At 53.0% G+C, this 17,490-nt stretch carries 1 protein-coding gene; it reads left to right on the top strand.

Features of this window, described 5'->3' with window-relative positions:
• Positions 1 to 17,385 (top strand): non-ribosomal peptide synthetase (locus LG003_RS11190; RefSeq protein ID WP_390894123.1); only part of this gene is annotated, 17,385 nt, incomplete at its 5' end.
• Between the last annotated feature and the right edge of the window lie 105 nt (positions 17,386 to 17,490).

Raw genomic sequence — 17,490 nt, 5'->3', positions numbered from 1 at the left:
GGCTTCCGCATTGAACCGGGGGAAATTGAAGCCCGGCTGGCAGAATACCCGTCGGTGCGTGGATCGGCGGTACTGGCACAGGGTGATGGATCGGAGAAGCGACTGGTAGCGTATGTGGTGGCAGACGCCGCGGAGGGGCTGGTGAATAGCCTGCGGGTGTATCTGAGTACGGTTTTACCGGATTATATGGTACCGGCGGCGTTTGTCCGTCTGGACGGCTTCCCGTTGACATCGAATGGCAAGCTGGACAGACGGGCATTGCCGGCACCGGACAGAGAAGCGTTTGCCCGCCAACGTTATGAGGCGCCGCAGGGAGCAACCGAAACGGTGTTGGCGGCAATTTGGTGTGAACTGCTGGGGATTGAGCAAATCAGCCGGCATGACAATTTCTTCACGTTGGGCGGACATTCCCTCGTCGCGGTGCGGGCAATAAACCGGATAATGGCGGTATTGGGTGTGGAATTGCCACTGATTGCGCTATTTAACACCCCTTCGTTAGCGGCTCAGGCACAGGTGGTTCAAGCTCGGCTTGATAAACAAGACAGCGTCGCATTGCCTGCCATAATACCTGTCTCCCGGGAGGGGATACTGCCGTTATCATTCGCACAACAGCGTTTGTGGTTCTTGGCCCAGCTCGAAGGCATCAGTGAAACGTATCATATCCCCCTTGCACTGCATTTGCACGGCCAGTTGAATATGACGGCTTGGCAGCAGGCATTGAATACCGTCTTTGGCCGCCATGAAGCGCTGCGCACGGTATTTACCTCTGTTGATGGTCAGCCGCAGGTTCGGCTGCTGGCAAAAGAGAGCGGGTTGCCGTTGGTGCAGTATGATTTGCGCGGGCATTCGGCGGCGGACACGGCACTGGAACAGTTGTGCACCGAAGCCGTATCTGCGCCATTTGAACTCAGTCGGGGGCCGCTTATCCGGGCGGTGCTTATCCGGTTAGCGGATGAGGACTATCAGTTTTTGCTGATCCAGCATCACATAGTGTCCGATGGTTGGTCGGTCAATGTGCTGATACGTGAATTGAACGCGCTTTATACGGCCTTTCTGGCCGGGCACTCGGACCCTCTGTCACCTCTGGCAATCCAATATCCGGATTATGCGGCTTGGCAGCATCAGTGGCTTTCCGCCGAGCGCACCCAGGCGCAGTCTGACTATTGGCGAACCGTGTTGGCAGATGCCCCGGTGCTGCTGGACTTGCCCACCGATAGGCCACGGCCGCCAGAGCAGTCGTTTGCCGGTCATGCTGTTCCTGTCCACTTAGATCCGGAACTGACCGTCGCCCTTAACCATCTGAGCAACCAGCATGGTGTCACGCTGTTTATGACATTATTGGCAGCTTGGACCGTCGTCTTATCGCGTTTGTCCGGTCAGGAGGATATCATTATCGGCACCCCCAGTGCCGGCCGCAGCCGACAGGAAGCGGAGCCGCTGATAGGCTTTTTTGTCAATACCTTGGCGTTGCGCATGGTTGTTCCGAGTGAATTGACCGTGGCGGAATGCCTGACACGGGTTCGGGAAACCGCGTTAGCGGCACAGGCGCATCAGGATCTGCCGTTTGAACAGGTGGTGGAAATCGTTCAACCGTCCCGCCGGCTGGCGCATACCCCGCTGTTCCAGGTGATGTTTGCCTGGCAGAACAATGAACACACTGACTGGGAATTGCCGGGATTGACTGTCACACCGGTTGATCAGGCTTTTGACGCCGTTAAGTTTGATCTCGAGCTGGAACTGTATGAGGAAGCCGGCGGGATTAGTGGGGCACTGAATTATAGTACATCCCTGTTTGATAGACCCACCATCGAACGGCATAGGGGTTATTTGCAGACTGTGCTGCAAGCGATGGTGGCAAATGCCCAACAGAAGGTGGGTGAAATGGATATTCTGGCCCCGGCAGAGCGCCGGTTATTACTGGAAACGTGGAATGCCACGGAAACGCCGTATCCTGAGACGTTGTGTCTCCATCAGTTATTTGAACAGCAGGCAGAGAAAACCCCAGATGCCACTGCACTGATATATAAAAACCAGACCCTCAGTTATGCCGAACTCAATGCCCGTGCTAACCGGCTGGCTCACCAGTTGATTGCCTTGGGGGTAGCGCCAGATCAGTTAGTGGCGATTTGTGTATCACGTTCACCGGCAATGGTGGTGGCGCTGTTGGCGGTGCTGAAAGCGGGAGGGGCTTATGTCCCGCTGGATCCGGCTTATCCCGGTGAGCGTCTGGCACATATTCTCACCGATGCTGCATCGGCTATTATTTTGGCGGATGAGATCGGACGGACAGCTTTGGGAGATAAGGCGCTGGCAGGACGGAAGGTGCTTGACCCGAATAGTTTGCCTGAGCAGCCAGACAGTAACCCACAGATAGCGGCATTGATCCCCTGTCATCTGGCCTATGTCATTTATACCTCCGGTTCGACAGGCGCACCGAAAGGGGTGATGGTGGAACATCAGGCGTTGTATCAACGTTACTTGGGGGTTAATGAACTTTACGCTGTTACTGCACAGGATCGTGTACTGCAATTCTCTACTTTTGCATTTGATGTCTCAGTAGAGGAATGTTTCTCAGCATTATGTAATGGCGCCACGTTGGTGATGCGCGATGATGGCTGGCTGGCTTCCATACCGGAATTTATTGCCTTGGCTCGGCAAAACCGCATCACGGTCATGTTCTTGCCGACTCTGTTTTGGTCTGAACTGGCGGCCAGTGAGAAGGAACTGCGACTGCCTGATGCCCTTAGACTTATCATCATCGGGAGTGAGGCGATCAAAAAGAATGCCATCCAAGACTGGTTCGGGCAGGAAGGTTATCGACCCCGGCTATTAAACGCTTATGGATCGACGGAAAATACGGTAACGGCAACCTGTCAGGAAATATTATCTCCGATCGAAGATCGTTCTATCGGTCGGCCGATCAAGAATACTCGCATTTATCTGCTGGATAAAAAGAGGCAACCCGTGCCGTTAGGCTGCGTGGGTGAAATATACATTGGTGGAGTAGGAGTCGCACGGGGCTATCTGAACCGCCCTGAATTGACGGCGGAGCGTTTCCTTATTGATCCGTTCAGTGATAGCCCAGATGCATGCATGTACCAAACCGGGGATTTAGGCCGTTATCTGCCGGATGGCAATTTGGAATTTCTGGGACGTAACGATCAACAGGTCAAAATTCGCGGTTTCCGCATTGAACCGGGAGAAATTGAAAGTTGTCTGTCTGAATACCCGGCAGTGCGTGAGTCAGCATTACTGGCGCAGGGGGAGGGTTCGGACAAACGGCTGGTGGCGTATGTAGTGGCAGACGCAGAGGAGGAGCTGGTAAACAGCCTGCGGGGACACTTGAGTGCCCGGTTACCGGATTACATGGTACCGGCGGCGTTTGTGCGCCTGGACAGTTTCCCGTTGACCCCGAACGGTAAACTGGATCGACGGGCATTACCTGTGCCCGGTGAGGACGCGTTTGCCCGCCAGATTTATGCAGCCCCCCAAGGGGAAATAGAAATTGTCCTTGCTGCTGTTTGGCGTGAGTTACTGGGCATCGAAAAAATCAGCCGGTACGACAATTTCTTTGCTCTGGGCGGGCATTCCCTGCTGGCGGTACGGGTGATGAACCGGATAATGACCGTATTGGGCGTGGAATTACCGCTAGCGGTGCTGTTTAATTCGCCTTCGTTGGCGGCCTTAGCTCAGGTGGTCCAAGCTCGGCTGGATAAACAAGACAATGCTGCTTTGCCCGCTATACTGCCAGTCTCCCGGGTGGGAAGATTACCGTTATCATTTGCACAACAGCGCTTGTGGTTCCTGGCCCAGCTTGAGGGTATCAGTGAAACGTATCATATCCCCCTTGTGCTGCACTTGCGCGGCCGGCTGGATATAACAGCCTGGCAGCAGGCATTGAATACCGTTTTTGCCCGCCATGAAGCGCTGCGCACGGTATTTGTTTCCGTTGACGGTCAGCCGCAGGTCCGGCTGCTGGCAAAAGAAAACGGCGTGCCGTTGGTGCAGCATGATTTACGCGGGCACTCAGAGGCGGACTCGATACTTGAACAGATGGTCACCGAAGCCGTGTCTGCGCCATTTGAACTCAGTCGGGGGCCACTTATCCGGGCGGAGCTTATCCGGCTGACGGATGAGGATTATCAGTTTTTGCTGATCCAGCATCATATTGTGTCCGATGGCTGGTCGGTCACTGTGCTGATACGTGAACTAAACGCGCTCTATACGGCCTTTCTGGCCGGGCACCTAGACCCGCTACCACCGTTGGCAATCCAATATCTGGATTATGCTGACTGGCAGCATCAGTGGCTTTCCGCCGAGCGTACCCAGGCGCAGTCTGACTATTGGAGAACCGTTTTGGCGGATGCACCGGTGCTGCTGGACTTGCCTACCGACAGGCCACGGCCGCCAGAGCAGTCGTTTGTCGGTTATACAGTGCCTGTCCGGCTAGATCCGGTACTGACAGCCGCCCTCAAACACGTAAGCCAGCAGCACGGTGTCACGTTGTTTATGACATTGCTGTCGGCCTGGGGCGTCGTTTTATCACGGTTATCCGGTCAGGAGGATATCATTATCGGCACCCCCAGTGCCGGCCGCAGCCGGCAGGAAGTGGAGCCGCTGATAGGCTTTTTTGTCAATACACTGGCCTTGCGGATGGTGGTTTCGGGTGAACTGACTGTGGCGGAATGCCTGACACAGGTTCAGGAAACCGCGTTAGCGGCCCAGGCGCATCAGGATCTGCCGTTTGAGCAGGTGGTGGAAATTGTCCAACCGCCACGTTGGTTGGCGCATACCCCGCTGTTCCAGGTGATGTTTGCTTGGCAGAACAATGAACGCACAGACTTGGAATTACCGGGTCTGATAGTGTCACACGTTGATCAAGAGTTGGATATTGTCAGATTTGATCTTGAGCTGAATTTGTTTGAAGAAGAAGGCGGGATTGTTGGCGATCTTGGCTATTCTGCTGCGTTGTTTGATCAATCGACAATAGAGCGGCAGGTAGGTTATCTGCATGCTGTGTTGCAAGCGATGGTGGCAAATGCCCAACAGAAAGTAGGTGAAATAGACATTCTGGCCCCGGCAGAGCGCCGGTTATTGCTGAAAACGTGGAACGCGACGGAAACGCCGTATTCTGAAACGGTGTGTATCCATCAGTTGTTTGAACAACAGGCAGAGAAAATCCCGGATGCCATCGCCTTAATGTATGAAGAACAGACCCTCAGTTATGCCGAACTCAATGCCCGTGCCAACCGGCTGGCCCATCAGTTGATTGCATTGGGGATAGCGCCAGACCAGCTAATAGTCAGTTGTGTGTCACGATCACCAGCCATGGTGGTGGGAATATTGGCCATATTGAAAGCCGGTGGGGCTTATGTGCCGCTGGACCCGGATTATCCCGGTGAACGTCTGGCACAAATGCTCACCGATGCCGCTCCAGCTATTGTTTTGGCGGATGAGACTGGACGGGCAGCCTTGGGAGACAAGGCACTGACCGGACGGGTGGTGCTTGATCCGAATAGCCTGCCTGAACTGCCGGATAGTAACCCACAAATACGGGCATTAACTCCCCGGCATTTGGCGTATGTGATTTACACATCCGGTTCAACGGGGACGCCAAAAGGGGTGATGGTGGAACATAATCAACTGGTGCAGGAAATTACTGTACTGAGTACGACATTGTCGTTTAACACTTCTGATCGGATATTACAGTTCTGCAATACTTCTTTTGATGTATGTGCATCAGAAATATTTTTTGCAATGACCAATGGTTCAGCACTCATATTGAGGACAAATCAGTGGACATCCAGTGCACAGGAATTTTGGTCTCTGTGTGAGCTATATAACGTTACTTATATATCAATTCCGGTTCAATTTTGGCGGATACTTGCTGATTCTAATAAAGGTGATATCTATAAGGACTTAAGAATTATTTGTATCGGCGGGGAAACGATACCCCAAAATGAATTAGAATGCTGGTTATCTGTTTACCGTGAATGTCCTGTTTTGGTGAATTGCTATGGAGCGACAGAAGCGACGATTACCACGACGATTTCTTACCTAAATGAAAAAACAGGACAGTCCAATCTCATTGGCCGTCCACTTCCCAATATGCAAATGTACTTGTTGGATGCTTATGCTCAGCCAGTACCATTAGGATCGATAGGCGAGTTATATATTGGCGGGGTTGGTGTGGCGCGGGGTTATCTGAACCGACCAGAGCTGACAGCAGAACGTTTCCTTGCCGATCCATTCAGTGATAAACCCCATGCACGGATGTACCGCACCGGGGATTTAGGTCGCTATCTGCCGGATGGTAATCTGGAATTTCTGGGGCGTAACGATCAACAGGTCAAAATTCGCGGTTTCCGCATTGAGCTGGGAGAAATTGAAGTCAGGTTGACAGAACATCCGGCAGTACGTGAATCGGTGGTACTGGCACTGGAGGAGGGAACGGACAAACGGCTGATGGCGTATGTGGTGGCAGACGCCTCGGAAGAGTTGGTGGACAGCCTGCGGGCGCACCTGAGTGCGGTTTTACCGGATTACATGGTACCGTCGGCGTTTGTTCGTCTGGACGCCTTCCCGTTGACACCGAATGGCAAACTGGACCGCAAGGCTCTGCCTGTGCCCGGTGAGGATGCATTCTCCCGTCAGATTTATGCAGCCCCACAAGGGGAAATAGAAACCGCGTTGGTGGCGATTTGGTGTGAGTTATTGGGCATCGAAAAAATCAGCCGACACGACAATTTCTTTGCGCTGGGCGGGCATTCCCTGCTGGCGGTACGTGTGATGAACCGGATAATGGCCATATTGGGCGTGGAATTACCGCTGACGGTGCTGTTTAATTCTCCTTCGTTGGCGGCCTTAGCGCAAGCGATTCAGGCCTGGCTGGATAAACAAGACAGCACTGTATTGCCCGCCATACTGCCTGTCTCCCGTGAAGGGAAATTGCTGTTATCATTTGCACAACAGCGCTTGTGGTTCCTGGCCCAGCTTGAGGGCGTCAGTGAAACGTATCATATCCCCCTCGCACTGCATTTGCGTGGCCGGCTGGATATAACAGCCTGGCAGCAGGCACTGAATACCGTCTTTGCCCGCCATGAAGCGCTGCGCACAGTATTTGTCTCTGTTAACGGTCAGCCACAGGTTCGGCTGCTGGCGAAAGAGAACGGGGTGCCGTTGGTGCAGCATGACTTACGTGGGCACCCGGCGGTGGACACGGTGCTGGAACAATTGTACACCGAAGCGGTGTCTGCGCCGTTTGACCTCAGCCGGGAACCGCTTATCCGGGCGGAGCTTATCCGGCTGACGGAGGAGGACTCTCAGTTTTTGCTGACCCAGCATCACATTGTGTCCGATGGTTGGTCAGTCACGGTGCTGATACGGGAACTGAACGCTCTCTACACGGCCTTTCTGGCTGGGCATCCTGACCCGCTGCCACCGTTGGTAATCCAATATCCGGATTATGCCGCCTGGCAGCATCAGTGGTTTTCCGCAGAGCGCACCCAGGTGCAGACTGACTATTGGCAAACCGTGTTGGCGGATGCGCCGGTGCTGCTGGACTTGCCTACCGATAGGCCACGGCCGCCAGAGCAGTCGTTTGCCGGTCATGCGATGCCTGTCCACTTAGATCCGGAACTGACCGCCGCCCTCAAACAATTAGGCCAGCAGCACGGTGTTACCCTGTTTATGACTGTGCTGTCGGCTTGGGCCGTCGTTTTATCACGATTGTCCAGTCAGGAGGATATCGTTATCGGTATTCCCAGTGCCGGCCGCAGCCGACAGGAAGTGGAGCCGTTGATAGGCTTTTTTGTCAATACACTGGCCTTGCGGCTGGCAGTTTCGGGTGAACTGACTGTGACGGAATGCCTGACACGGGTGCGGGAAAGCGCATTAGCGGCTCAGGCGCATCAGGATCTGCCGTTTGAACAGGTGGTGGAAATCGTTCAACCGCCACGTCGGATGGCGCATACCCCACTGTTCCAGGTGATGTTTGCCTGGCAGAACAATGAACAGACTGACTGGGTATTGCCGGGCCTGACCGTCACACCGATTGATCAGGTTTTTGACGCTGTCACGGTCGTTAAGGCCGTTAAGTATGATCTCGAACTGGAACTGTATGAGAACGCAGGCGGGATTAGTGGGGCATTGAATTACAGTACCGCCCTGTTTGATCGAACCACGATTGAACGGCACATTGGTTATTTGCAGACCGTGCTGCAAGTGATGGTGACAAATGCCCAACAGAAGGTGGGGGACATAGATATTCTGGCCCCGGCAGAGCGCCGGTTATTGCTGGAAACGTGGAATTCCACGGAAACGCCGTATCCTGACGCGGTGTGTCTCCATCAGTTATTTGAACAGCAGGTACAGAAAACTCCGGATGCCACGGCACTGGAGTATCAGGGACAGTGCCTGAGTTATGCCGAACTTAATGCCCGAGCCAACCGGCTGGCTCATCAGTTAATGACGTTGGGCGTAGCGCCAGATCAGTTAATAGCCATTTGTGTATCACGCTCACCGGCAATGATTGTCGGGATATTAGCCATACTGAAAGCCGGCGGGGCTTATGTCCCGTTGGATCCGGTTTATCCCGGTGAGCGTCTGGCACAAATCCTCTCCGATACTGCATCGGCTCTTGTTTTGGCGGATGAGATCGGGCGGATAGCTTTGGGAGATAAGTTACTGGCCGGACGGGAGGTGCTTGACCCGAATGCCTGCTTTGACCAGCCGGACAGTAACCGACAGATAGCGGCATTGACACCCTATCATCTGGCCTATGTCATTTACACCTCCGGTTCGACAGGGACCCCGAAAGGGGTGATGGTGGAACATCAGGCGTTGTATCAACGTTACTTGGGGGTTAATGAACTTTACGCTGTTACTGCACTGGATCGTGTACTGCAATTCTCTACTTTTGCATTTGATGTCTCAGTAGAGGAATGTTTCTCAGCATTATGCAATGGTGCCACATTGGTGATTCGCGATGATGACTGGCTGACTTCCATACCGGAATTTATTGCCTTGGCTCGGCAAAACCGCATCACGGTCATGTTCTTGCCAACGCTGTTCTGGTCTGAACTGGCGGCCAGTGAGAAGGAACTGCGACTGCCTGATGCCCTTAGACTTATCATCATCGGGAGTGAGGCAATCAAAAAGAATGCCATTCAAGACTGGTTCAGACAGGAAGGTTATCGACCCCGGCTGTTAAACGCTTATGGACCGACGGAAAATACGGTAACGGCAACCTGTCAGGAAATATTATCTCCGATCGAAGATCGTTCTATCGGTCGGCCGATCAAGAATACTCGCATTTATCTGCTGGATAAAAAGAGGCAACCCGTGCCGTTAGGATGCGTGGGTGAAATATACATTGGTGGAGTAGGAGTCGCACGGGGCTATCTGAACCGCCCTGAATTGACGGCGGAACATTTCCTTATTGATCCGTTCAGTGATAGCCCAGATGCCCGCATGTACCGTACTGGGGATTTGGCGTGTTACCTGCCGGACGGTAACTTGGAATTTCTGGGGCGCAATGACCAGCAGGTGAAAATTAGGGGGTTCCGCATTGAACCGGGGGAAATTGAAGTCCGGTTGATGGAACACCCGGCTGTGCGTGAATCGGTGGTACTGGTACAGGGTGATGGGACGGAGAAACGGCTGATCGCTTATGTGGTGGCGGAAGTGGATGAAGGGCTGGTGAACAGCTTGCGGTCGCACCTGAGTGCGGTTTTGCCTGATTACATGGTGCCGGTGGCGTTTGTGCGCCTGGACAGTTTCCCGTTGACCCCGAATGGCAAGCTGGACCGCAAGGCTCTGCCTGTGCCCGGTGAGGATGCTTTCTCTCGTCAGATTTATGCGACACCCCAAGGGGAAACAGAAACTGCACTTGCCTCTGTCTGGCGTGAGTTATTGGGCATCGAAAAAATCAGCCGGCACGACAATTTCTTTACGCTGGGCGGGCATTCCCTGCTGGCGGTACGGATGATTGAACATTTGCGCCATCTGGGGCTTAAACTGGCGGTGCGCGACCTGTTTCAGACTCCGGTGTTATCCAGTCTGGCGCAGAGGCAGGGGCAATACCAGGCCGTGCCTGTGCCTGTCAATGTAATTATCCCCGATACAACAACGATCACGCCGACGATGTTGCCGCTGATAGACCTGACTCAGGTTGATATTGATCGTATCGTCGGACAAGTGCCGGGCGGCATGAGCAATATTCAGGACATTTATGCCCTGTCACCCTTGCAGGACGGGATCTTATTCCACCATTTACTGGCAAACGAGGGGGATCCATACCTGTTGACCATTCAGATGGTTTTTGCGGACCGGGCTTTGCTGGACCGTTATTTGGCAGCCGTGCAGCAGGTGGTTAATCGCCACGATATCCTGCGGACTGCCTTTGTCTGGCAGGGGTTATCTGTGCCGGCACAGGTAGTCTGGCGTCAGGCCACCTTATCTGTAACCGAGCTGGCGTTAGATCCGGCTGAAGGGCCGGTCAGTGAGCAGCTAAGCCGGCGTTTTGACCCCCGCCGTTATCGTCTTGACTTAAGTGAGGCCCCGTTACTGCAATTTGTTATTGCTCGGGAAGCGGATGGTCGTTGGTTCTTATTGGAATTGCAGCACCACCTGATTGGCGACCACACGACACAGGAAGTGATGCATCATGAAATCCGGGCGTATCTGACGGGACTGGCGCCGACGCTGTCGGCACCGGTGCCGTTCCGTAATCTGGTGGCTCAGGCGCGGTTGGGCATCAGTCAGGAAGAACACACCCGTTTCTTTACTGAAATGCTGGCGGATGTGGTGGAGCCGACACTGCCGTTCGGCTTGGCGGAGGTCCATCGTGACGGCTCGCAGGTGACAGAATACCACCGGATGTTATCCGCTGAGCTGAATAGCCGTTTGCGCCGTCAGGCCCGGCAGTTGGGCGTCAGTCTGGCGGCGTTGTGTCATTTGGCCTGGGCGCAGGTATTGTCCCGGACCAGTAGTCAGGAAAACGTGGTGTTCGGTACCGTACTGTTCGGGCGTATGGCGGCGGGAGCCGGGGCGGACAGCGGGCTGGGGCTGTTTGTTAATACCTTGCCGTTGCGGCTGGATATAGATAACACGCCGGTACGGGAGAGTGTACAGCAGGCTCATACCCGACTGGCCGGATTATTGGCGCATGAGCATGCGTCGCTGGCGCTGGCTCAACGATGTAGTGGTATTGACAACGCAAGTCCCCTCTTTAGTGCCTTATTGAACTACCGGCATAATAATGTGTCAGCCATATCTGATGAGGGGATAAGTGGGATTGAGTTTGTTGGCGGACAAGAGCGGACTAGTTACCCCTTTGTGCTGTCGGTAGAGGATTTTGGTAGATCGCTGGGGCTGACGGCGCAGACGGTTCAGCCATTTGCGTCAGAGCGGATATGCGGTTATATGCAGCAGGCACTGGAGAGCCTGGCTGAAGCGCTGGAGCATACCCCGGACATGCCGGTTCGGGCGTTGGAAATCCTGCCAGAAGCGGAACGCACATTGTTGTTAACAACCCGGAATGCAACGGAAACGGAGTATCCTGAAACGTTATGTATCCATCAGTTATTCGAACAACAGGCAGAGAAAACCCCGACTGCCACCGCTCTAGTGTATGAAGAGCAGACTTTCAGTTATGCCGAACTCAATGCCCGTGCTAATCGGTTGGCTCATCAATTAATAATGCAGGGAGTAGAGCCAGACCAGTTAGTGGCTCTTTGTGTATCACGCTCACCCGCAATGGTGGTCGGGGTATTGGCCATACTGAAAGCAGGTGGAGCTTATGTGCCGCTGGATCCGGCTTATCCCGGTGAGCGTCTGGCACATATTCTCACCGATGCTGCCCCGGCTATTATTCTGGCGGATGAGACTGGACGGACAGCCTTGGGAGAGAAGGCATTGGCCGGACGGAAGGTGCTTGACCCGAATAGCCTGCCTGAACAATCAGACAGTAATCCACAGATACCGGCATTGACCTCCTGTCATCTGGCCTATGTCATTTACACCTCCGGTTCGACTGGCACGCCGAAAGGGGTGATGGTGGAACATCGTAACATCCTGCGTTTATTTGATGCGACTGAATCCTGGTATCATTTTAACCAACAAGACAGTTGGTGCCTTTTTCATTCCATCGCCTTTGATTTTTCGGTATGGGAATTATGGGGAGCGTTGCGTTACGGCGCTAAATTGGTTTTAGTCCCCCACGCGATTACTCGTTCTCCACAGGAATTCCATCAATTTGTGTGCCAGCATGGCATCACCGTACTGAATCAGACACCAAGTGCTTTCAAAGCCTTTATTGCCAACTATGTTGATAACCCCTCACCGGATCAGTTGCGTTATATCATTTTTGGTGGCGAAGCCCTGGACCCAAGTATATTGAAGCCGTGGTATCGCTTGCGAAAAGACACTTCGCCACAGTTGGTGAATATGTATGGCATTACGGAAACGACCGTCCATGTGACTTACCGGGTACTAAATCACCATGATGTGGCGCAAACCGTCAGCCCTATTGGCACACGTATTCCGGATCTAACACTGTATTTGCTGGACAAATATGGTCAACCAGTGCCGGAGGGAGTCACTGGAGAGCTGTATATCGGCGGTGCTGGTGTCGCACGGGGTTATCTGAACCGGCCTGAATTGACGGCAGAACGTTTCTTAGCTGACCCGTTTAGTGATAAACCGGATGCGCGGATGTACCGCACTGGGGATCTAGTGCGCTACTGGCTGGCCGGCAATCTGGAATTTCTGGGGCGTAATGATCAGCAGGTGAAAATCCGCGGTTTCCGTATTGAGCCGGGTGAAATTGAAGCCCGTCTGGCAGAACACCCGGCGGTGCGTGGATCGGCGGTGTTGGCACAGGGTGATGGATCGGAGAAGCGACTGGTAGCGTATGTGGTGGCAGACGTAGCGGAGGGGCTGGTGAATAGCCTGCGGGCGCACTTGAGTGCCCAGTTACCGGATTATATGGTGCCGGCGGCGTTTGTGCGTCTGGACAGCTTGCCGTTGACACCGAATGGCAAGCTGGACCGACGGGTTCTGCCGGCACCGGACCGTGACGCGTTTGCCCGCCAACGTTATGAAGCGCCGCAGGGAGAAACCGAAACGGTGTTGGCGGCGATTTGGTGTGAACTGCTGGGGATTGAGCAAGTCAGCCGGCACGACAATTTTTTTGCGCTGGGCGGACATTCCCTCGTTGCGGTGCGGATAATAAACCGAATAATGGCGGTATTGAGCGTGGAATTACCGCTGGCGGAGCTGTTTAACTCGCCTTCGCTGACGGCCTTAGCTCAGGCAGTTCAGACTTGGCTTGATAAACAAGACAGCACTGCATTGCCCGCCATAATACCTGTCTCCCGGGAGGGGATACTGCCGTTATCATTCGCACAACAGCGTTTGTGGTTCCTGGCTCAGCTCGAAGGCATCAGTGAAACGTATCATATTCCCCTTGCGCTGCATTTGCGCGGTCAGTTGAATATGGCGGCTTGGCAGCAGGCATTGAATACCGTCTTTGCCCGCCATGAAGCGCTGCGCACGGTATTTGTTTCCGCTGACGGTCAGCCGCAGGTCCGGCTGCTGGCAAAAGAGAGTAGGTTGCCGTTGGTGCAGTATGATTTGCGCGGGCATTCGGCGGCTGACACGGCACTGGAACAGATGTACACCGAAGCTGTGTCTGAGCCGTTTGAACTCAGTCGGGGGCCGCTTATCCGGGCGATGCTTATCCGGTTGGCGGATGAGGACTATCAGTTTTTGCTGACCCTGCATCACATAGTGTCCGATGGCTGGTCAGTCTCGGTGCTGATACGTGAACTGAACGCGCTTTACACGGCCTTTTTGACCGGGCAACCTGACCCCTTGCCACCTCTGACAATCCAATATCCGGATTATGCCTCCTGGCAGCATCAGTGGCTTTCCGCCGAGCGTACCCAGGCGCAGTCTGACTATTGGCGATCCGTGTTGGTGGATGCCCCGGTGCTGCTGGATTTGCCCACCGACAGGCCACGGCCGTCAGAGCAGTCATTTGCCGGTCAGGTTGTTCCTGTCCGGTTGGATCCGGAATTGACCGTCGCCCTCAAACACTTAAGCCAACAGCACGGCGTCACGCTGTTTATGACATTACTGTCGGCCTGGGCCGTCGTCTTATCGCGTCTGTCCGGTCAGGAAGATATCATTATCGGCACCCCTAGTGCCGGCCGCAGCCGGCAGGAAGTGGAGCCGCTGATTGGCTTTTTTATCAATACGTTGGCATTGCGGATGGCTATTTCGGGCGAATTAACGGGGGCGGAATTACTGGAACAAGTCCGACAGACGGTATTGATGGCACAGGCGCATCAGGATCTGCCATTTGAGCAGGTGGTGGAAATCGTACAACCGCCCCGCCAGATGGCGCATACCCCTCTGTTCCAAGTGATGTTTGCCTGGCAGAATAATGAACACATTGACTGGGTATTGCCGGGACTGACCGTCACACCGGTTGATCAGGCTTTTGACGCTGTTGATACCGTTAAGTTTGATCTTGAGCTGGAACTGTATGAGGAAGCTGGCGGGATTAGTGGGGCACTGAATTATAGTACATCCCTGTTTGATCGACCCACCATCGAACGGCACAGGGATTATTTGCAGACCGTGCTGCAAGCGATGGTGGCAAATGCCCAACAGAAGGTGGGTGAAATGGATATTCTGGCCCCGGCAGAGCGCTGGTTATTGCTGGAAACGTGGAATGCCACGGAAACGCCGTATCCTGAGACATTGTGTCTCCATCAGTTATTTGAACAGCAGGCAGAGAAAACCCCGGATGCTATCGCCCTAGTGTATGAAGAACAGACCTTCAGTTATGCTGAATTAAATGCCCGAGCTAACCAGTTGGCCCATCAGTTGATTGAGTTGGGTGTTGAACCGGAGCAACGGGTAGCAATTTGTGTGTCAAGGTCATCGGCCATGGTGGTTGGGGTATTAGCCATACTGAAAGCGGGTGGGGCTTATGTGCCGCTCGATCCCATTTATCCGGCCGATCGGCTGGCGTATATGCTCGAAGACGCAGCACCCGTTGCGGTACTGACCCAAACCGAGTGGGTTGACCGGCTAGCTAGCACTGTGCCCACTGTGGTACTCGATGCCCAGGCCGCATTCTTGATGTCACATTCCACCGATAACCCAGACACTCAGGCGCTGGGACTGACATCACACCATCTGGCCTATGTGATCTACACCTCCGGTTCTACGGGACTGCCCAAAGGAGTGATGAACAGCCACCAAGCCTTGTGTAACCGCCTATTATGGTTCGTCCGTGATATCGTAACGGCTCCATTGGTAGCGGCACTGAAAACCAACATCAGCTTTGTTGATTCTGTAACCGAGATGCTAGGCGTGTTGTTGTCCGGTGGCAAACTGGTAGTTTTCAGTGATCATGAAGTGAAAGATCTCAACCGTTTCAGTGATGGTTTGCGCCGTTTTGGCGTCAATTATCTGGTGGTGGTGCCTTCGCTGTTACAACACTTAATTCAAGGCCATAGAGATGAGTTAAAATCCATCAGGACGTTGGTTTGCAGCGGAGAACGGCTGGCTCCTGAACTGGCCCGACAAGTTGTGACGGATTACCCCTGGCTCCGTTTGTTAAATTTCTATGGTTCATCAGAAGTCAATGGTGATGCTATCTGGTATGAATACAATGCTCAGGCAGGGATACCGGAAGTATCAGTGATTGGCCGACCAATTGCCAATACCCAGATCTATATTCTCGATCCTATTAGACAACCTGTCCCTCTTGGCGTAGTCGGTGAAATTTATATTGGCGGAGACGGGGTAGCCAATGGCTATCTGAACCGTCTTGAACTGACAGAGGCGCGTTTTCTTGTCGACCCATTCAGTGATAAACCTAATGCACGGATGTACCGCACTGGCGATTTGGCGCGCTACCTGTCGGACGGCAATCTGGAATTTCTGGGCCGCAATGATCAGCAGGTGAAAATCCGTGGCTTCCGCATTGAACCGGGGGAAATTGAAGTGCGGTTGGCAGAACACCCGGCAGTGCATGGATCAGTAGTGCTGGCACTGGATGATGGGACGGAAAAACGGTTGGTGGCCTATGTGGTGGCGGATGCGGAAAAGGAGTTGGTCAACAATTTGCGTACCCACCTAAGTTCGGTTCTGCCGGATTATATGGTGCCGGCGGCGTTTGTGCGTCTGGATAGCTTCCCGTTAACCGCTAACGGCAAACTTGACCGAAGGGCATTGCCAGCACCGGATAGAGAAGCGTTTGCCCGTCAACGCTATGAGGTGCCGCAAGGGGAAACCGAAACAGTGTTGGCGGCGATTTGGCGTGAACTGCTGGGAATTGAACAAGTCAGCCGACATGACAATTTCTTTGCCCTGGGTGGACATTCACTGTTAGCGGTGCAAATGATGAATATTGCCGCTGGGCAGGGTTTGAGTTTCACGTTAAATATCTTGTTCCAGTTCCCCGTGTTGACTGAATTGGCGGCAAAAATCACCTCAGATCCTCTGCTTCAACTGCAAAGTAGCGCCATATCAGTACGGTCTGGTGGAACAGGGTTGCCGCTATTCTTCGTTCCTAGTGGTATGGGAGATTATTCGTATGTCTTCGGGCTGTCTCAGCATATTTCATCGGGTTACCCGATTTATGTGTTGCCTTGGCCTTCCATCAATGAAGGACTAATGTCAACGATAGAGGTGCTAGCTATCAGGATGGTCACCTTTATAAAGGTTGTTCAACCGACTGGCCCGTACCGGATATGCGGTTATTCTTCGGGTGGTGTACTGGCTTACGCTATTGCGCAGCAACTTTTGAACGCCGGTGAGATAGTTAATTTTCTCGGATTGATTGATACGTTAGCGCCTCATTATTTTGGGAAAGAGGCCATGCAACCCAAATACCATTTCTTTACTGAGTTGGCCCGGCAGTCAGAGGAGTGTCCAGAAAAGATTGCGATGTTGTACCAGCGTATTGATGAATTGAATTTGGCGCAGTTTATTGAAGCAGCTCAGGAACTGGCATTATATCCCGCCAATCTGAGTGCTGACTTAATGGCAAAACGTTGGGAACAGATAGAGCATTATGAGCAAATAGTCAGAGATTATGAGCCACCAGTATTAGCGGTAACGTTGCATCAGTTTTATGCGATGGAAACTTACTCGTCTATTTCTTTTGTGACGGATAAAAAGTTAGAGTCTTTAAATATCGATCCATCGCTAGGTTGGGCACAGATAATATCTGATACTTCGCTTAAGTTAATAGCTATTCCGGGTGACCACTTTAGTTTATTGGAAAATGATGAGAATAAAATTGCTTTAGTTCATGCCTTGAATATGGCGTTAGTAATCGATTGTGATAAGGGATCGGTGTAATATTAATATATTGATAATTTAACGTTGGTTTGACAATCCGGTATATATTATTTATGCCGGATTGTTTTTATTTCAAAAAATAAGAGAAGTGATAATTACCATATG

Source organism: Photorhabdus kleinii (genome assembly GCF_025384885.1).
Classification (GTDB): domain Bacteria; phylum Pseudomonadota; class Gammaproteobacteria; order Enterobacterales; family Enterobacteriaceae; genus Photorhabdus; species Photorhabdus kayaii.
The sequence above is the reverse complement of the archived record's forward strand: the minus strand, read 5'-3'. Positions and strand labels throughout refer to the sequence as shown.